Here is a 17399-nt window from a genome sequence, read left to right as displayed (position 1 = left end):
TTCATTTTCCTGATGATTACTCACGAAATCCCACGCCTTTTTTTAATAAAAACATATTGAGAAATGTCAGCAACACTAACATAAGACAAATAATTCCCATGGCTAAAGAAATATTGACTTCGCTTTGGCCAATCATGGCTTGTCGGAGGGCATTAACCATATACAAAATTGGATTGAGCAAAGAAACCTTCTGCCAAAACTCTGGCAGCATGTTAATACTGTAAAATACACCACCTAAGTAGGTGAGCGGCGTGAGTATAAACGTTGGAACAATCATAATATCATCAAAATTTCTCGCCACCATGGCATTGGTGAAGCCAGCTAATGAAAATACAGCAGATACCAGCAATACAACAAGTAACGTCATTGGTAAGTGACTTAATTCAATGGCTAAGAAAAAACTGGCAATGATGTATACCAAGACCGCGACAATAAATCCTCTACATATGCCACCCAAGACATAGCCGAGTAGCAAGAGACTGTTACGCATCGGACTTACAAGCATTTCTTCGATACTTTTTTGAAAGCGAACACTGTAAAGTGAAGAAGATACATTACCGTAGGAGTTAACAATAACGGACATCATAATTAATCCAGGAGCAATGAACATCGGATAGCTGACTCCTTGAATAGAGCCAATACGCGGACCGATTAAACTACCAAAAATGAGGAAGTAAAGCGTGGTCGTAATAACAGGTGGTAAAAATACTTGGCTTGCTATGCGAAACATACGAACCAACTCGCGTCTTACCAAAGTATATAATGCAACAACTTGTTGTTTAATGGCCATTTTTTATAAGATCCAAAAAGAGTTCTTCCAAGCGATTGGTTTTATTTCGCATACTATGAATTTTTATTCCGTGTTTGGTGAACAGAGCAAATGCATCATTTAAATTCAAATTATTGTCTACCCGAAGTTCTATGGTAGTACTATCAACCAGGGTGGGCTGAAAGGGAAATAAATCGGGTAAGGTATCGATACGGCTTTCTGTATTGAAAATAAAAGTTTGATGGCGCAGTGTTTGCAGTAAAGCCTTCATCGATGTATTTTTTATTATTTCCCCTTTATCTATGATGGCAATGTTTTTACATAATTGCTCTGCTTCTTCTAGATAGTGGGTGGTGAGAATAATCGTTGTGCCTTCCGCATTGGTTCGAGTGAGAAACTCCCACATGCTGTGTCTAATTTCTATGTCCACTCCTGCTGTAGGCTCATCGAGAATGAGTACTTTGGGTTGATGCACTAAAGCTCTGGCAATCATGAGTCGACGTTTCATTCCGCCCGATAAGTGTCGTGCGATGGAGTTTCTTTTTTCCCAAAGTCCCAACTGTTGCAAAAGGGTTTCAACTCGGGGCTGTGCGTTCTTTCGTGAAATTCCATAGTATCCTGCTTGATTTAGAAGGATTTGTTCGCAATTTTCAAAAATATTAAGATTGATTTCTTGAGGCACAAGACCCAAACAGGATTTGGCTTTCTCAGGTTCTTTTTCCAAATCATAACCATGAATGCTGATACTACCTGAGGTTTTATTGAGTAATGAAGTGATTAGACCAATGGTTGTTGACTTCCCTGCACCGTTGGCACCCAATAAAGCAAAAAAATCACCGGTATTTATGGTTAAATCAATGCCTTTTACTGCTTGTACACCATTAGCATAGGTTTTGAATAATTGTTTAATGTCTAAGGCATGCATAGAAGATCAAATGAAAATGAAAAGATTATTATACACAATAATCATATTGTTTCACGAACAAGGTTAGATTCTGAATTATCTATTTAATCGCTTGTTTCATCTTGTTTTTAGTAAATTGGAGAATGCACCTTGGTTTAATACAAAGTGAGCAGGTGTTTTCATCCAACCAGTAATGCTGTAACGAGGTTGATGGGTAACACATACTTCATGAGGCAATTCACTATTAAAACAGATGAAGCGATTTTCTAAGGGCAACACACTCTCAAGTAATTGATCCCCTATATTGTACAGTTTTAATTCGCCTCCAAAATCAGCGTTCCAATGCTTATTTAAATAATACACACATGAAATTTTTCGTGTTTTTTGCGCAGCGAACTGATCCACATGTTTTTTATAATAAGTACCAGGTTGATAGGCAGCAAAGTGGGTTTCAAATTCATGTATGCCTAAAAAAAGTGACTGATTCAATATTTGAGCCAACTGTTTTATTCGTTCTAAAAAGATTTGGATTGCTGGATCTTGTTCATTTCCTTCAAGCCACAAAATTTCATCAGTACGAATAGAATCATTTTTATGTAATTCAAGTTTCAGACCAATTTTAGCGCCGCGAAATAATCCTTGCTCATACAACTCTTGTGCTGTTTCGCGCAATGATTGGCACTGCGCTTGCTCAAGAAAACCATCGATAATACAAAATCCTTGCCTACAAAGGTCATTGATCAGTGGTTCGGAATCAATCAAAGTACACGCCCCTCAAGGTGATATTCATATTCGCGCCATTGTGGCATAAATTTACTCATTAACCCATAAAATCGTTTATTATGACTTGGTTCTAACAGATGAACTAACTCATGAACAAGGACATATTCCAGACAAATCGAAGGTTTTTTAATAAGATTAAGATTTAACCAAATACGCGCCGCTCTGGTGTTACATGAGCCCCAACGCGTTTTCATTTTTTTGATTCCCCATTCTGCTACTTTAACGCCCACAATAGCCTCCCAGTGCTGAATGAGCTCAGGCAATAACATTTGCATTTGTTGTTTATACCAGCGCTCAATGATGGTTTGTATTTGAATGGGGGTGCTGTTGGGTGGGGTATAACAGTACATCAGTTCATTATTGATTTTAATTTGCGCAGGTCCATGATGTTCTTCGATGATTAATAAATATTTGTTCCCTCTGAATGTTATTGTTGAGCCTGTTTCAAAGGTGCTCTCTTCGACAACAGCACGATTACGAATTCGCTCTCTTTGTTCATGAATCCATTCCCTTTTAGACTCGAGACTTTGTCTTATAAGTTGTTCGCTGAATCGAAGAGGAGCACTTACCTTAACTAAGCCATCAGGAGGGTAAATACGTAAGTTCATATTCTTAATTTTTTTTCTTGATATTTCTATGGGAATACCATCGAGTTCAATGATCATCTCATTAACATAATGTAGCCAGGGTGGAGCGCAGCATAACCCGGGAAAGTTATCAGAAAAACCCGAGTATTGCTGCGCCTCACCCAGGGTATGCTCATTCCCAAAGTATCAAGGAATTAATCTGAGCTATTGTACTATCTCTGTGCTCCGATACAAGGGCTGTCTATATATTCGCCATTAATATCCAAAACCATATTAACATTAGCACGTTGGTAGCGAGCCAGAATATCATATTCCTGTTTGGTGAGATAACCATAGGAATTACCACAATATACGAGTGAGGTAGCCCCTGGTCGAGGTTTCACCTTCACGGGTATGTCACATTCCCAACGAAATTGGGTTAAATCACAATTTGCGAATGCTAAACTTAAGGGTAAGAGAGATACAGCAATAGCTACATACCATTTCCTTTTCATAGTGTGCACCATTTGCATGTTTATGTTTTTTAAGTATAGGATAATATTCTAAAAAAGCAGTCAAGGATCGTCATGCTCTCATCCAGTTCCGAATACATTAAAGCCTTGCGCGAAGGAAAATATTTACTATTTTTAGGGTGGACCGATTTTATTACTCAAAAATATAAACTATTAAATGCTGATGACACCGTCAATTTTTTGATTTTTGAATGGTTAAGTAATGGTTATTTAGAAGAGGACGCTCAAAAGTTAGCTGTTGTACAAGCAGTATATGATGTGGAGTCTAAGCCTTTACAAGGAAAATTAGATTACTCCCTTAAATCAATTACCATTGCTTTATTTGTGTGTATGGTTTTTCAGAAACTTGAAGGAGATATAAATGAACTCTCAAAAAAAGAAAATGCCCGGGATGAAATAAATCAGTTTATTGAAAAAACGCTTATGAAGTTGAATCCCTTTACTTATAAGGAGCGATTAGAAGAAATGCAAACACGTTTTTATCAGTGGGTAGAAGATACTGATAAAAACGAGTTAGCCGATGCATTTGAAAAAATTCACGCTATTACACAGCCACGGTATCTTCTTGAAGAGTATATTTTACATTTAGAGCGTATCAAAATAAAAGAGGATAAACTTTATACTACGCGCTTAAGTTTGGCAAAACGTTTTCTTGGTTATTTGTTTGAGCAAACCGAATTAACTCCTGCGGTAGCGGAAGTAATTGCTACTTATGTTAATTCTCTTCGTGAGTTGCAGCCAGGTAAAGGGGAAGTAGAACAATTAGATAGAATCTCTCCTCCTTCAACTATTGAACAAACGTGGAGAAAAGTTACAGCGATAGGAATTAGCTTTTTTAGTATTGTTTTAGGCGATAAATCGATCGGGGAAGTAATTTCCGGGAGCCCTATAATCATTGAAACTGTGGATTCGCCTAGTTCCAACCTAAAAAAGTAGAAGAACAAGCAACTTCAACTTGAAAATATTCCAACATTATAAAAAATAAGGAATTATGACGAGTATTGCACCTACAAGTACCAATATATAGGTATTCGAGATAAACATTGGATAGAGCATTAATACAACACCAATGCTCAATAAAGGAACGTTTTTTTGTCTTTTCCCATAGATAAGACCAATAACGCTAAATAAAACGCCCCAAAGAAGATAGGCAATGGTCATATTACCTAGACTCATCATTTCATTGGTTATATCCTTATTGATAACCTAAAACTACTCTATTCTCATAAGCATAAGACTGCAAGTAGTTAGCCTATCTGCGAAGCTGCATAGAATTATAAAAAACTATATGTTAAATTGCGGCAAATTTCCTTCTAAGAATCCCTCTAACATGACTCGATTTTTTAAAATGAATTCCGGGAAGATAACGCTTGAAGAATGTGATAATTCTGAGAATGCTGAATTTATAGAAATTTATTGGAATTGGAAGGCGCTTGCTGTGCCAATGGTACTAGGGTTAGAAGACGCTGTAAAAAGGTTTACCGATCGATTTGAAATTAATGGTGATTCGTATTCGGTGATTAATCCGTCAACTTGGTTCGCCCTATTCGAGCACAATGCAAAATATTGCTCGGCTAAAGAAGCCGAGCTTTTGTCAAAAGCAACCTTAGCTATGCGCCCATCTTAGATAATGGGAATGCCAGAATGCCGAAAAGTATGCTGGACCAAATTGAATTGGTTAACTCATTGAACCAATTACCTGATGTACCAAAAAGCGTAATAGCACAAAACTTATCAAACTCTGAATTAGGGATGCTTATCCGTACCGCCAAATCGAGCAAGAGTTTCTTTCAACCCATCCTGGATGTTCGTAAATTCTTATATTATCTGGTGCGTGGAAACCATGATGTAATTCAAGAGATGTTATTAAATGATCCATGGATTCTGTTACAAAGGGGCAATGTAACGGATTGTTCGGGGCGTACTTTTGAGAATATTAGTGGCTTTGAATATGCGCTTTGGGCGCTTGATAAACATATGTGGGCGCTGATGCTCGATTGTTTACCTATAAATGGGGGAGCTTCCCAACAGGTATTAGAACAATTGCGTATCCAATACAACGAATTTAATACAAATACCAAAAAGGTAACTTATAGGCTTAATGGAAAAACAATTGTTGAAAAGCACTTTGATTTTGAGAATACCATTATTAAAGAGTTGCGAAAGCAAATTAATTTGACAAACACAACTGAACCTGATGAGTGGGAAGAATTCGTTGAGAAGCAATGGCGTGAAGGTGTCGGCGGTGCACAAAGGCTGTTGCCTATGCATGTTGTTGATGAGTACTGCTCGAATGAGCCTTTTGATCCTGAGCCAAAATTTACCGCGCAGCCCAAATCGTCAAGAAAATTTTTAAATGTGAAAACTAAAAAGTATGAAAGTTGGTTCGATGATGATTCTAAGATGGGTTCAGAATTTGCAATATATAAAGGTCGTAACGGGCCGCTCTCCATGTGTAGCGGCGTGTATTGGTTCGGTGCTCAGTATGATTTGGATGCCCTAATGGCGTTATGTAAAATAAGAACAAAGGACTTTTCCGATCTCGGATCGCAACTTAATGAACAGATGACTTTGGTTAATCATCCTCCATGGTTCTGATTTGACTGAGCGGGTAGTAGTGCTATTTCATTTAGTTTTTAGGGCAAAAAATACAAAAGGGAATTTTGGTTTGTGGCTCGACCCATGAAAGGCAATTGATGTTTAAGTGATGAAATTGAAAAATAAATACGCATAGCGTATAATTATCCATCAATTAAGAGGGAGATAATCATCCTCTAATAGTTTTAATTAATTCATAGGTGTCGATATGTACAAGTTTACTAGGGAAGAGAAAGTAAATATAGAGCTCAAAGCTCAACTAGTGGGATATTTAAATAATGCTGGATCAGATGTTAAACAAGTTATTATTACCATTGGTGCCGGGCCTAAGCCAAGTGATTCCTATGCCCAAAATATGGTTTTTGATTCAGAAAGCAAGCACTTAAATATAAATATTGATATAGGTTATCCAGGTGATTATCCTTGCGGACTTCTTAAAGTATCTGCTGATCCAACAAAATCCAATTTTATGAGAGATATGGACAAAGCATTAGAAAATAAAAATGCTGTAATTTTGTTTAATGACGATCTTTATTATGCATCACCTAAGGATTTTAATGTTTATAAACTGAATACAAAGAATTCGAATCAAGATGACGTTAATTTATTGAAATCAAAATGCGCTGATACATATCATGAGGCAGATGATGATGAATTAGAATTAATCGTCCGTGTAACAGACCGAGCTCAACATGTGAAGGCCGCGAGTGTTAATACTGACGATAAAAAATATTTAAGGATGCATTTTGATAGTTCAGTGGCTGCGATAATTAAAGAACCGATTACTGATTTACTCCGAAAGAATGTCACCGTGGTTATCTCTGATTTTCGATCTCCATCTCTTTCGGAAGATGTTCATACCTTGGTAAAACCTCTCTTGGATTATTATAGAAGTCCTAATAGTAATGAAGGTAATCTTGTCCTAACGCAAGGATATTTTGATTGTTATCCTTTGTTTTGGCCAACAAAAGAATATCTCTCCGCAAATCCGAGGGATACTAAGGACTATTCTGATGCGATGCATAAACTTCGTGATAGAGCCATGGGAAGTGAAGCTGTGGGTAATTATTTTGGTAAAGTAGAGGATGCGGTATGCTCTATGACGGTATTATTACCTGAACATAATACAGGTATTCTCTTTTCTTATCCTGCTATTGGAGAAATTAGTAAAGCGAAGGTAATAGAAAAACCAGATCTCCAGGATGAAGCATATCCGACCTGTACGCTTTTTTAAAAATGAATGAAAAATAAAAGCACTTAAGCTCCTGATTGCTTGCCATAGGTGATGCAGAGAAAAATGTTAGAATCAATCAAATAACCAACATTATTGTTTGAATGATGAATAAAAAAATTATTGCTGCAGCATCGCTGGGTACGCTGCTTGAAATGTATGACTACGCCATTTATGGATTTATGGCCCCTATTTTAGCAACTATTTTTTTTCCTACTACCGATAAGCATATCGCCTTAATTGCAACATTTGCTATTTTTGCAGCAGGGTTTTTAATTCGACCATTGGCCGCCTACTGGTTAGGGAATCTCGGTGATAGTATTGGCCGGAAAAAAACATTGACGATAACTCTTTTCGTTATGACTTTTTCATCAAGCTTTATCGGTTTATTACCTACCTATAAAGTCGCTGGCATCATCGCCCCAATATTGCTCACTCTCTGCCGATTAGTACAAGGCATTTCTGTGGCAGGGGAAATGACATTGGCAAGTATTTTCATCTATGAAAATGTGAGTATGCGTCATAAAGGGTTCGCCGTTAGTTTTGTGGCTTTGGGTTCTATTTGTGGATTGTTACTTGCAATCCTTATAAGCAAAATAACCTTGTTATTTTTTTCCAAACAGGAGCTTATCTATATTTGGCGTTTTCCATTTTTAATGGGAATAATCGTTGGCCTTGTCGGTGTTTACTTACGAAGTAAGACCAGGGAATTAATAGATATTTCAAAAGTAATTGCAAACAGACAACATCATCCGTTACGCAGTGCTTGGCATTATCGAAAAAAAGCTATTGTTACTATTTTTCTTTTGGCAATTTATTGCAATGGAAGTTTTTATACACTTTTTGTTTATATGCCATCCTATTTACAACAACACGGATTAGCATTACCTATAGCGATGGATGTAATTATGGTGGCAATGATTTGTTATGGCGTTGGTCTAATAGTATCAGGATTTATCTCTGATATTTTAGGGAGAAAATTTCCTTTAGCATTAAGCTTAATCGCAACTGTATTTTTCAGTCTAGGAATAAATTATATAGTTAATGGCGGTTCTTTACTGCAGATTACTTTTGGGTGCAGTATTTTGGCGATTATTATCTCTATTTTTATTGGGAGTGTATTTACCGCGAGCCTTGAACAATTACCACTAGAAGAACGAGCAAGTGGTTTTACTTTATTTTTTAACCTAAGTAACTCTTTATTTGGTGGCACAGCACCACTGATTATTTTGCTTTTGAGTTATGTTTTTACAAATTTTGCCTTTTCGGTTTTTTTGATTGTAATGGCTTTATTAACTTTTCCTGCTCTATGGTTAATGCAAGACAAATCATGAAGCTAAGAACTTACCTTAGGATGGATAAAACTTAGATTTTGGCTGAATCTGACTGAAGACCGTTCTGTTTAGAGCCGTTATTGGCAAGCCTATGATTTGTTAATATTGTCTTAATGTTGCTCAATTACAATGTAGCACTTCTAGTACTAATCAATAAATTGGACCAGCATGCAAGAGAAAACTGAAGATCAACTACCCGAGATACCCGCAGAGATTTTAGAATATATCATGACATTTCTAGGCCGCCCAAGAGATTTAGCGACTTTAGAATTAGTCTGTAAAGATTGGAAGGCCTTTGCTTCAAGTGATGTTGTTTGGAAGCAAGCTATAGGCCAAACAAAAGAAGAATTTGCACACCCTGAGTTATACACGATTTTAACCTTACCAAATATTTCTGAATTTAGTTATAGGTCTATAATAAGGAGTTATGCGCTTATTGAAGAAGAGCTGCAACGGTTCTTTCAAAATACAGAGTATGTTAAACAAATATCATTTCCTGAAGGAGTTGGAAATAAAACGATCTCTTCAGATAGCAATCCTAGAGGTTATAAGTATAAATACGAGAATGGGATTTTTATCAGCGAAGAAGAACTCCATCGTTTTTTTGGACAGGCACGTAAGGAAAGTAACGAATATACTTGTTATACCAGGACTGAGGTTTTTGCCCGCTATAAAGAAATAAATGATGAAATACATCTATATGCATTAAAACATATTACTGAACATAAGGAATGGACCATATTTCAGAAACCTTTTATTTTCAATCGAAACCTTGTAAATAATTTTCCTTCCGTGAAGCCGGCATCGACTAATACCGAAGATAAAACAGCTCTACCTGCTCAAAAAGCAGCGGATAGTTCATTACACCGTGCTTCTGTTTTCAAGGCAGCAAGCAATCATGCCGTGAAGCACGCAGAAGATAAAAGAGCTCAACCTGCTCAAAAAACAGCGTATCATCCGTTACACCGTGCTTCTGTTTTTAAAGCAGCAAGCAATCAGGTGAATCAACCAAAAATAGAAAGAAAAGCTCAACCATTAGCAACTGGTGCAGCATATCAGCCACAACACTTTCAACCGGCGCCGAAACCTGCTCCCGCAAGAACGCCAGCCGTCAACCGCGCACCAATTTGTTTACCAAACAATAGCGGCTCATGCACAATCTCTTAATGTGAATTTCTTTTTGCCTACTTCTTCGAGACTCCTCGCGGATGTAGGCTATTTGATCCCGTAAACAAGTCTTGAATATTTCAGGAGGTAAAAGAACCTACTGGGAACTCACTGGATAATTGTGAGAGGGCTATTAGCGCCCCAAAATTCTATTGATAATAGCTGTAGCTTGCTTATCACAAAAAATAGCATCAAGTTCTGGTTCAGTAACACAACCTATATTGTGACAATATTCCTGAGAAGCTAAAGCATCGATGCATGTTTTTACACCGTTTTGAATCAATGAAATGGTCTGCGCCAATCGCTGATCGTGATCATGGTTTGTTATGCCTTTATATTGATCGACTAAATCAGTTAATCCGTTCAATACTTGTTGACGTGCGGCCTGATGTTGTGTGCGTAACTCACATAGTTCTTTTGCCAAATCATGCGTATCATTATCGCCCATCACCTCATTGGTATCTTCAATACATTCAGCAAGGTTTAATCGGATTTTATTGTTATCAGCAGGAATAACTGGATTATCGGGACCGGTATAAGAGCTATTATCTGCAAAGGCTACAGTAGTTATATTTAAAAGAATAAATGCGGTTAATGCTAATATATTCATACTATTCCCTTATTATATGATTCGGCTTACCCATATACTAAATGATAGACTGGAAAAAGCCTTTGGTTTACATGTAATAGCAAAGGGCAGGAGATAATAGAATCTCTTTGGGCTGTTGAGAAATATGAAAAAGTTCCCACCTATTAATCTATTAAACGCACATCTATAAAATCCCCATTAAAATTGATTATTTATTGTTTGATAGATGTTAATTATGATCAAAATGGATGATTATGATATAATTCGTTCCATTCTAAGCATCAATTCAGTCAGTGAAATCAGTAATGGGCGTATCCATCGTTTTCCAGCCTGATGAATAATTTAGGAACTATACAATGAAAAAAAAGAGTTTTAGTTTTTTGATTATTTCCACAATAAGTCTACTATCCTCCTTTTCCTATAGCCAAAATATAGGCAATTCTCTTATCCCTGGTTGGCCAAGCTACCTAGCTATGGGAGCTATAACGAATGGTGCCCCGCAAGAGCCGACTAATATTCGTGTCGATGCTGTATTTACATATAATGGTGCGGGTGGCGATGGTGACCCTGGAAAAATAGAAACTCCTTATAAAATTTGGAACATGATTAACATGGCTAAAAATATAAAAAGCAAGACTGGCCATGCTGTTAATCCTGTGTTAGTTGAATACGGCTGGCAATTAAGTGGTGGTTGGAATCCGGATAGCGTTACTAATTTAGAAGATCTAACAAAACATTTTTTTAATCTAATGTTTTTGTCTAAAACATTAGAGGCAAATGCTTATAGTAATACCGGAACGTACGGCACTATTTTATTAAATCCAGATATGCTGGGTTACTTAGGAAATACAAATCGTATCGAAGCAGTTAAATCCTTATACATCCCAGTAGGTCAGGCAGTTTCTAACGCTTATTGTATGATGGGTAAAAAAGTTAATTTTAATCCTACTAGTACGCCTACTTGCACTTATGGATGGGACAATAAACCGGTAACAATCAATGGTACTCCGACTGATTTATTGCTTTGGCTCAAATCTAAAACAGATAATTATACTGCTGGACAAGCGTTTGCTACTTGTATCAACGAGTATGTGATGCCTCTTTGTAGTACCGTACCCCCAAGTCATGACATCCCTGATTTCTCAGATAATTTTAATGGATGGTTACAGGCTCAAAACTGGATGACTAAACATTTTGGACCTCATGTAGCTCTCGGAGTTCATGAAAATATTTCTGCAGTGCCAGAAGGAGGGTGGTGGATTCATCGGGGGCCAACTGCTGTGAAGCCTTATGTGGATAAGGTTTTGGCTGATTTAAAGAGTTTTGAATTATTCACTAGTAAGTACAAACCTGATTTTATTTATTTTGATCGATATGGTGCCGATGATTACAGTAGTAAATTTCCAAATTTACTCATTAATCAGGCAACATTTTATAATGATGCCGCCTGGAAAAATTTCCTAACAATGACGCAACAAATTAGTGAAGGGTTGGGAAAACAAGCAGGAAAAAGCTATATACCTGCAATGTTATGGCAGATACCTGCGGCCCATATCCCTACACAGGACGAACCTTTTCTTGAAGCACATGAAGAAGGTTCTGCTCCGGTATATTTTTTCGGTGATTCAAAGTTACAACGTGATTTAAGCAATACAGCATCCTGGATTAATCTAGATATTCCTAATTTACCTAAAGGGTATAGCTTATGTGCTGGAAAAAATGCGACTCGTTGTTTGACATTAAACAATTTTAATTGGGCTCATAATAATAACGAGCAATTAAAAAAGGCAGTTGATGCACACATATTTGCAATTTTGTGGGGGGCGGGTGCTTTTGCTACAGGAGTTTGGGAAGTACCTGGAACTACTTTTCCTGATAATGGATGGATGGCAAAAAAATTGTCGACTTACTATAAAAATCCGCAACCTTTTTCCAAGAATTAATCCCATTGCCGGTAAAATAAGTAAGCTTTAGTTAAGATTTGGTAATTTTTTGTTCTTTTTGCCCAATATGTAGTGCTAAATGATGAGGGTTTGCTACACTTAAACATTATGGCAGATGTCTGATGCAGGTTGGATGCGGAGTTTATGCTGTAGTTCTGAGGGTTGTATTTTCATCTGATGTACAAAGCCTGTTCATTTTATAAAATGAACGAGATGCTCAAACTTCATCGAAAATATCAAGGTCTCATTCCTATCTCATATTTCTTATAGATAACGAATTTTCATTGTCGAGGTGAAAATGAAATTCAAATCGTTAATGTTCTCCATACATGGATGGTTTGATACGAGTCTTAAAGAGAACCATTTACAGCAAGGTACGATCCACTGGGCCCGTGTTTTCATTTTTATATTTCTGCATTTGTGTTGTTTGGCAGTGTTCTGGGTGGGATGGAGTCTTACAGCTATTGTTACAGCCCTGTTCCTTTATTTTTTTAGAATGTTTGCGATAACTGGTTTTTACCATCGTTATTTCTCACATAAAACCTTTAAAACGAATCGGTTTTGGCAATTTATTTTCGCTGTAATAGGCACTGCAGCGGTACAACGAGGACCACTTTGGTGGGCAAGTCATCATCGCCATCATCATCGATATACAGAACAATCACAAGATCCTCATTCCCCCCTTCAACATGGTCTATTGTGGAGTCACGTCGGGTGGATTTTTTATTCAGACAATTTTAAAACAGACTACAAAGCGGTACAGGATTTTGCAAAATATCCGGAATTATGTTGGTTGAATCGTTATGATAATGTGGTCCCTATTTGCGTACTGTTCATTCTCTATTTTATCGGTAGTTTTTTAGCAAATTATTATCCTCAGTTACAAACTGATGGTCTGCAGTTAGTTGTTTGGGGGCTTATTTCAACAATCGCCCTCTTCCATGCTACTTTTTCTATCAATTCCCTATGCCATGTATGGGGCACAAAAACATTTGAGACAGGAGATGAAAGTCGTAATAATTTTCTGCTGGCTTTAATTACTATGGGGGAAGGTTGGCATAACAACCATCACTATTATCCACGCTCAACAAGCCAGGGATTTCGCTGGTGGCAAATAGATATTACTTATTATTTATTATGTTTTTTAGATAAAGTTAAAATTATTCATGATCTTAATAAAGTTCCACAGGAGTTAAGGAGAGGTAATGAAGTCATAAAGGCTTTAGGCGAAAAAAATGTAAATACGGAATAGTGTTTTCAAAACATAAGGAATAAATCAATGGATTTATCTAAGTGTTAGGTTGAGAGGTTGTAATGAAGATAGCAAATCAAAGGATATTATCTAAAGACGTTTTATTCGTATCCTCATTTCTTTTTGGTTATTTGCTTTTTTGCCTTTTGTTTAACAATCAAATTCTGATTCATGGGGTGTGGAACCTGGGATGGGAAGGAAAATTAATATTTTGCCTTATTGTTTACCATATAACGATGATTGTCTTCAGTATTTATTTACATCGATGCGAAACACATCGCTCCGTTGAACTTGCACCGGCTATAAGATATTTTTCCCGTTTTTGGCTCTGGCTTGCTACCGGACTAAATCGAGCGGAATGGGTTTCAATTCATCGATTACATCATCAAAAAGCAGATCTACCTGCTGATCCACACAGTCCATTATATAAGGGAACATTTAATCTATTTTTAAGTGGATTTGAAATTTGTGCTCAATGCAGTCCATCATCGTTAATAGAAAAATATGGCACTATCTCAGATAATGATGCACTTGAGAAATTTCTTTTTACTAAATTTCAATCTTTAGGATTGGTCATCTTTTTAGCGTTATACATCGTGCTTTTTGGATTGTGGGGGATGGTCATGTGGGATTTAAATATTCTTGCAATTACTACTGTTTTATTTGGAGCATTTGCCGCCCTGACTCATAAATGGGGTTATCGAAATTTTGATACTAAGGATAATTCGCGTAATTTAATGCGTATAGGTATTTTGTTAAATGGAGAGGAATTACATAATAACCATCATAACAATCCTGCATCTGCCAAACTTTCTTTTCTAAAAAACGAATTTGATTTGGGGTGGTTTTATATCACAATGTTAATGAGATTAAATTTAGCGAAACTTCGTACTTCTCCAACTATAGAAAGAAAAGGGGTTGAATACGAGCTTCATGCTAAAAAACGCTAGGCATCTATGCCTTATTCCACCATCCGCCACCTAGTGATTGAAATAGCGCTGCAGTGTCATTGTAACGAGCAGTTTCAGCTTGAATTACTTTTAAATGGATTTTTAAATAGGATTCTTTTGCCCTTAATACAGACAAATAGTTTACTTTACCGAGTTGGTATTGCATGCGTACTATTTTAAAATGTTCGTGGGTGTTTATTTCTGCATTTGCCCGTTCACGCAACAACTCAGCATCGAATTCCAGAGCATGTAATACATCTGCTACCTGCTGAAAGGCTTCGAGTACGACTTTTTTATACCGTGCCAATTCATAATCATATGCGGCAATGGCAAGTTTGCGTTTTGCACGTAATGCTCCACCTTTAAGAAGTGTTTGTGCTATTTGCCCGCCATAGTTCCATACATTATTTGCAGGATTGAACAAAGTACTCAGTGCAGTGGAATACCATGCATACGTAGCACCTATATTTAATTTAGGAAAGAGATTCGCAGTGGCAACACCTATTTCAGCACTTGTTTTATGCAATAATGATTCAGAGGATTTTATATCCGGTCTTTGTTTGACCAGAAGCGAAGGAAGGGTAACTGGCAGATCGATAGGTAATTGCATATTTTGCAGTGTAAAGTCAAAAAGTTCTGTTTCACTTGGTAATGACCCGGTAAGCACTGCAAGAGCATTATGTTTTTTAGCCAAATCATTTTTGAGGATAGGGAGTTGCGCTTGAGTTTCCTTAAGTCGATTTTCACTGTTAAGTAGGTCTACTCTGGAGGTATGTCCTAGAATGTAGTTGTTATGTTCTAATTCCACCAGTTTTTTTTGACATGCTATAAGCTTTTTTGTTGCTGAAATCTGTTCTTGCAACGATGCAATCGTGATGCCGGTTGTTACTATATTTGCGGTTAAAGTTAAATAAGTGGCCTCCAATTCAAAGCGCTCATAATCAATTGCTGCTTTTAGAGCTTCTAACTGCCGGCGATTACCGCCAAATAAGTCGAGATTATATCTTACACTAACCGAGGCATTGTAGAGATCAAATGTATTTACTGAGGAAAATGGAAGCGTTGTTCCTGGGGTAGGTGTAAGATTAATTCCTGTGGCAAGTAAGCTATTTCTTTCACGACTTCCTAAAAATTGGGTATCCACAGTAGGGAATAAATTTGGCCCTGCTTCAGCAAGCAAATTGGCTTGTGCTTTGCGCAAATTGGCTTTGCTCATTGCGATTGATGGGTTATTTTGTAATCCTTTTTCAATGAATGAATTTAATTCTTTTGAATGAAATAGTTCCCACCATGATCTGGATATATTTTTTTTAAAGTTGAATTGTTGTGGTTGGCCCGCCCGACTATGAGCACCGACTGTTTTAGTGTTCGCAGGCCCATTATTATATTGGGTCGTTTTGGGAGCATCTGGTGCATGAAAGTTAGGTCCAACCTTACAGCTTGTAAGGATTATTGTGCATAAAAATAAATAAATTTTTTGCATTTGGTCTTCTTATATAAATGATTAACATCATTAATTAGCGAAATGACTCGCTGTTAATGATTATAAAATCAAGTTGATACTAACCGGCTGTCCGGGATGTAAGTAATTAAATGCTGTTTTGACTGGTTTTGCCTCGACTCGATAAACAAATTTTGTTCTGGAACTTTCACTAAATATGTAAGGGGGGGTATATTCGGTTTTTGAAGAAATATAGCTCACGGTTGCAAGGAACGTGTCCTTACATCCATCACAGCTGATGGTGACTTGATTTTTTAATTTTAATTTTGATAATAAAGGCTCAGGAACATAAAAAATAACTTTTAGATTTTCAGGGCTAACAATTGATAATACAGGACGACCTGATAATACTAATTCCCCAACAGTAAAATAGGTATCGTAAACGTAGCCTGAAATTGAAGAGTATTTCTTTTTGTTTGATTCACTCCATTTTGCTTGTGTTAATTCTGCCATTGACGATTCGACTAATGCCTGTTGGGAGATTAATGATGCTTGAGCATTAAGATAATTGTTTTTAACTTCTTCAAGTTGTTCCAGGCTGACCCCGCCCGATTTTATTAGTTTTTGATAACGAGCCAATAATGTACTTTGATAATCAAGGTCGGCTTGTTTTACTTTGACTTGTGCCAAAGCCTGGGTAAGATTGGCCTTAGCTTTCTTGAGCTGAGATAGTTGCGGCTGTACATCTAGGGTGAACAGCAGTTCCCCTTTATTAATAGTAGTTCCTTTTGGGGCATCAAGGCTGATAAGATTTCCTGAAAAACGGCTTGAGATATAGGTATAATCCGCATCAACATATCCCTGTAATGAATTGTTCTTTTCCTTACAGCCCACCATCAGGGTGCAAATCATGATGAGAAACAACCACCTTGGAATGAATTCTTGCATATTATTTTGATCTTAAATGAATTTATCGATTCAATGGGCTGAAATAAAAAAACTTACCACCAAACAGTAACATCTGACAATATATATCCAAAGAAAATGAAATTCGTATTAGAAATGAAACACTCATTGGCGACCTGTTGTTTGTGAAAAAGGAACTGAATTAGGATAAGAGGTTAAATCGTAACGATCAATAGATTGTCAGTCCGGCTCATATTAAGATACGATACGACATTATAGATTAAGATTCATATCAAAATATTAAAGGTGCATTGATCATTCATCGTAGTCCACGCTCCGCGACTTGTTCGCGGAATCCAGAAATGGAGGATAAAGCTGAAATGTTTGATTACTAATCAGAGCATGCAGGAAAATGCTGAGGGTTCCTTAAGAA

Annotated in this window: 18 protein-coding genes; 9 read left to right on the top strand and 9 right to left on the bottom strand. The window is 36.9% G+C overall.

Translation table 11 applies throughout. The annotated features are described in order from the left end of the window. Positions 1-16: 16 nt before the first annotated feature. The 5 genes from ACWTEW_RS17840 to ACWTEW_RS17820 all read right to left on the bottom strand — a co-directional run bounded on the left by ACWTEW_RS17840 (position 17) and on the right by ACWTEW_RS17820 (position 3537). A complete protein-coding gene (locus tag ACWTEW_RS17840; protein WP_454783008.1) occupies positions 17-790 on the bottom strand; it encodes an ABC transporter permease in 774 nt (257 codons plus the stop codon). After that, complete coding sequence (locus ACWTEW_RS17835) at positions 780-1694, bottom strand: ABC transporter ATP-binding protein (protein WP_454783007.1); 915 nt, start codon at positions 1692-1694, stop codon at positions 780-782. Before ACWTEW_RS17835 ends, ACWTEW_RS17840 begins: the two co-directional genes overlap by 11 nt. A 96-nt stretch (positions 1695-1790) precedes the next feature. Further along, positions 1791-2435: a 2OG-Fe(II) oxygenase gene (locus ACWTEW_RS17830; RefSeq protein WP_454783006.1), complete on the bottom strand. Its 645-nt coding sequence runs from the start codon at positions 2433-2435 to the stop codon at positions 1791-1793. Then, positions 2432-3121 (bottom strand): M48 family metallopeptidase, encoded by a 690-nt coding sequence (locus ACWTEW_RS17825; RefSeq protein ID WP_454783005.1) that lies wholly within the window; start codon positions 3119-3121, stop codon positions 2432-2434. The genes ACWTEW_RS17830 and ACWTEW_RS17825 overlap by 4 nt, the downstream gene beginning before the upstream one ends. Before the next feature lie 134 nt (positions 3122-3255). Continuing rightward, positions 3256-3537, bottom strand: a complete 282-nt coding sequence (locus ACWTEW_RS17820; protein WP_454783004.1) for a hypothetical protein — start codon at positions 3535-3537, stop codon at positions 3256-3258. Positions 3538-3609: 72 nt separating this feature from the next. Here ACWTEW_RS17820 and ACWTEW_RS17815 point away from each other — a divergent pair, with 72 nt between their 5' ends. Continuing rightward, positions 3610-4491, top strand: coding sequence for a helical bundle domain-containing protein (locus ACWTEW_RS17815; RefSeq protein WP_454783003.1), 882 nt, complete (start codon positions 3610-3612; stop codon positions 4489-4491). Positions 4492-4527: 36 nt separating this feature from the next. On the opposite strand, the gene ACWTEW_RS17810 is transcribed toward ACWTEW_RS17815, so the two are convergent. Continuing rightward, a complete protein-coding gene (locus ACWTEW_RS17810) occupies positions 4528-4734 on the bottom strand; it encodes a hypothetical protein (RefSeq protein ID WP_454783002.1) in 207 nt (68 codons plus the stop codon). A 151-nt stretch (positions 4735-4885) separates the two neighbouring features. Between ACWTEW_RS17810 and ACWTEW_RS17805 the strand changes: the two genes are divergently transcribed. The 5 genes from ACWTEW_RS17805 (at position 4886) to ACWTEW_RS17785 (ending at position 9885) form a co-directional block, all read left to right on the top strand. After that, entirely contained in the window at positions 4886-5182 is a 297-nt protein-coding gene (locus ACWTEW_RS17805) for a hypothetical protein (RefSeq protein ID WP_454783001.1), read from the top strand. A 17-nt stretch (positions 5183-5199) separates the two neighbouring features. After that, positions 5200-6153, top strand: a complete 954-nt coding sequence (locus ACWTEW_RS17800) for an F-box protein (protein ID WP_454783000.1) — start codon at positions 5200-5202, stop codon at positions 6151-6153. A 208-nt stretch (positions 6154-6361) separates the two neighbouring features. Next, positions 6362-7387, top strand: coding sequence for a hypothetical protein (locus ACWTEW_RS17795; protein ID WP_454782999.1), 1026 nt, complete (start codon positions 6362-6364; stop codon positions 7385-7387). Positions 7388-7491: 104 nt separating this feature from the next. Continuing rightward, positions 7492-8718, top strand: a complete 1227-nt coding sequence (locus tag ACWTEW_RS17790) for an MFS transporter (protein WP_454783073.1) — start codon at positions 7492-7494, stop codon at positions 8716-8718. A gap of 168 nt (positions 8719-8886) precedes the next feature. Beyond that, complete coding sequence (locus tag ACWTEW_RS17785; RefSeq protein WP_454782998.1) at positions 8887-9885, top strand: F-box protein; 999 nt, start codon at positions 8887-8889, stop codon at positions 9883-9885. 133 nt (positions 9886-10018) lie between these two features. Here the strand turns inward: ACWTEW_RS17785 and ACWTEW_RS17780 are convergent, their stop codons facing one another. Next, positions 10019-10495 carry a hypothetical protein gene (locus ACWTEW_RS17780; protein WP_454782997.1) on the bottom strand — a complete coding sequence of 159 codons (477 nt, stop codon included), beginning with the start codon at positions 10493-10495 and terminating at the stop codon, positions 10019-10021. Between the two features lie 335 nt (positions 10496-10830). On the opposite strand from ACWTEW_RS17780, the gene ACWTEW_RS17775 reads away from it, so the two are divergent. From ACWTEW_RS17775 to ACWTEW_RS17765, 3 genes are all read left to right on the top strand, one after another. After that, positions 10831-12417 (top strand): hypothetical protein, encoded by a 1587-nt coding sequence (locus tag ACWTEW_RS17775; protein WP_454782996.1) that lies wholly within the window; start codon positions 10831-10833, stop codon positions 12415-12417. Between the two features lie 298 nt (positions 12418-12715). Beyond that, positions 12716-13669 (top strand): acyl-CoA desaturase, encoded by a 954-nt coding sequence (locus tag ACWTEW_RS17770; protein ID WP_454782995.1) that lies wholly within the window; start codon positions 12716-12718, stop codon positions 13667-13669. Positions 13670-13731: 62 nt separating this feature from the next. Then, positions 13732-14619 carry an acyl-CoA desaturase gene (locus ACWTEW_RS17765; protein ID WP_454782994.1) on the top strand — a complete coding sequence of 296 codons (888 nt, stop codon included), beginning with the start codon at positions 13732-13734 and terminating at the stop codon, positions 14617-14619. Between the two features lie 4 nt (positions 14620-14623). Here ACWTEW_RS17765 and ACWTEW_RS17760 read toward each other — a convergent pair whose 3' ends face one another. Together ACWTEW_RS17760 and ACWTEW_RS17755 are read right to left on the bottom strand one after the other, a co-directional pair. Further along, positions 14624-16102 carry an efflux transporter outer membrane subunit gene (locus tag ACWTEW_RS17760; protein WP_454782993.1) on the bottom strand — a complete coding sequence of 493 codons (1479 nt, stop codon included), beginning with the start codon at positions 16100-16102 and terminating at the stop codon, positions 14624-14626. Between the two features lie 60 nt (positions 16103-16162). Continuing rightward, a complete protein-coding gene (locus ACWTEW_RS17755; protein ID WP_454782992.1) occupies positions 16163-17008 on the bottom strand; it encodes an HlyD family secretion protein in 846 nt (281 codons plus the stop codon). Positions 17009-17399 lie beyond the last annotated feature (391 nt).

The organism is Legionella stuttgartensis (genome assembly GCF_977063405.2).
The sequence above is the reverse complement of the archived record's forward strand: the minus strand, read 5'-3'. Positions and strand labels throughout refer to the sequence as shown.

What these genes read in the sequence shown, in the direction of transcription:
- ACWTEW_RS17840 (WP_454783008.1), bottom strand. Translation starts at nt 790, where the DNA reads ATGGCCATTAAACAACAAGTTGTTGCATTATATACTTTGGTAAGACGC.
- ACWTEW_RS17835 (WP_454783007.1), bottom strand. Translation starts at nt 1,694, where the DNA reads ATGCATGCCTTAGACATTAAACAATTATTCAAAACCTATGCTAATGGT.
- ACWTEW_RS17825 (WP_454783005.1), bottom strand. Translation starts at nt 3,121, where the DNA reads ATGATCATTGAACTCGATGGTATTCCCATAGAAATATCAAGAAAAAAA.
- ACWTEW_RS17820 (WP_454783004.1), bottom strand. Translation starts at nt 3,537, where the DNA reads ATGAAAAGGAAATGGTATGTAGCTATTGCTGTATCTCTCTTACCCTTA.
- ACWTEW_RS17815 (WP_454783003.1), top strand. Translation starts at nt 3,610, where the DNA reads ATGCTCTCATCCAGTTCCGAATACATTAAAGCCTTGCGCGAAGGAAAA.
- ACWTEW_RS17810 (WP_454783002.1), bottom strand. Translation starts at nt 4,734, where the DNA reads ATGATGAGTCTAGGTAATATGACCATTGCCTATCTTCTTTGGGGCGTT.
- ACWTEW_RS17805 (WP_454783001.1), top strand. Translation starts at nt 4,886, where the DNA reads ATGACTCGATTTTTTAAAATGAATTCCGGGAAGATAACGCTTGAAGAA.
- ACWTEW_RS17800 (WP_454783000.1), top strand. Translation starts at nt 5,200, where the DNA reads ATGCCGAAAAGTATGCTGGACCAAATTGAATTGGTTAACTCATTGAAC.
- ACWTEW_RS17795 (WP_454782999.1), top strand. Translation starts at nt 6,362, where the DNA reads ATGTACAAGTTTACTAGGGAAGAGAAAGTAAATATAGAGCTCAAAGCT.
- ACWTEW_RS17790 (WP_454783073.1), top strand. Translation starts at nt 7,492, where the DNA reads ATGAATAAAAAAATTATTGCTGCAGCATCGCTGGGTACGCTGCTTGAA.
- ACWTEW_RS17785 (WP_454782998.1), top strand. Translation starts at nt 8,887, where the DNA reads ATGCAAGAGAAAACTGAAGATCAACTACCCGAGATACCCGCAGAGATT.
- ACWTEW_RS17780 (WP_454782997.1), bottom strand. Translation starts at nt 10,495, where the DNA reads ATGAATATATTAGCATTAACCGCATTTATTCTTTTAAATATAACTACT.
- ACWTEW_RS17775 (WP_454782996.1), top strand. Translation starts at nt 10,831, where the DNA reads ATGAAAAAAAAGAGTTTTAGTTTTTTGATTATTTCCACAATAAGTCTA.
- ACWTEW_RS17770 (WP_454782995.1), top strand. Translation starts at nt 12,716, where the DNA reads ATGAAATTCAAATCGTTAATGTTCTCCATACATGGATGGTTTGATACG.
- ACWTEW_RS17765 (WP_454782994.1), top strand. Translation starts at nt 13,732, where the DNA reads ATGAAGATAGCAAATCAAAGGATATTATCTAAAGACGTTTTATTCGTA.
- ACWTEW_RS17760 (WP_454782993.1), bottom strand. Translation starts at nt 16,102, where the DNA reads ATGCAAAAAATTTATTTATTTTTATGCACAATAATCCTTACAAGCTGT.
- ACWTEW_RS17755 (WP_454782992.1), bottom strand. Translation starts at nt 17,008, where the DNA reads ATGCAAGAATTCATTCCAAGGTGGTTGTTTCTCATCATGATTTGCACC.